We start from the raw sequence: 630 nt of genomic DNA, 5'->3' as shown, positions 1-630 counted from the left end.
CGCATAAGAAGCAATATTGAACGGGACACCTAAAAAAATATCCGCCGAACGCTGATAAAGCTGGCAAGACAACTTATCGTCGGCAACATAAAATTGAAAAAAGCAATGACAAGGTGGCAAAGCCATTTCTTCTATCAATGCAGGATTCCACGCAGAGACAATCAAGCGACGAGAATCAGGTACTTTTTTAATCATCGTTAAAAGACGACTGATTTGATCAATATAGCGTCCATCAGAAGCTGGCCAAGAACGCCATTGATAACCATAAATAGGACCAAGATTGCCTTTTTCATCAGCCCACTCATCCCAAATTGATACACCATGTTCTTTTAACCATGCGACATTTGTATCACCTCTAAGAAACCACAAAAGTTCATAAATGATCGAGCGTAAATGCAATTTCTTCGTTGTTAACAATGGAAATCCGATCTGTAAATCAAACCGCATCTGATAGCCAAAAACCGATCGCGTCCCAACACCGGTTCGGTCTGTACGATCAATGCCCTTATTTAAAACATGAGATAAAAGATCGAGGTAGGTTTTCATAAAAGCATTATGGCCGATTCTACTGATTATAGAAAATAAAAATTGCAAAAGATAAAATACAATGCAAATCTCTTCCCGAAAACA

1 protein-coding gene is annotated in these 630 nt (G+C 38.6%); it reads right to left on the bottom strand.

Features of this window, described 5'->3' with window-relative positions; genetic code table 11:
• Window positions 1-546, bottom strand: a 546-nt coding sequence (locus ACFIK8_RS10135) for a thymidylate synthase (protein ID WP_375669349.1), incomplete at its 3' end; no start/stop codon positions are given.
• Between the last annotated feature and the right edge of the window lie 84 nt (window positions 547-630).

The organism is Bartonella sp. MR168JLCBS (genome assembly GCF_042194175.1).
This window is presented reverse-complemented; position numbering and strand designations above follow the sequence as displayed.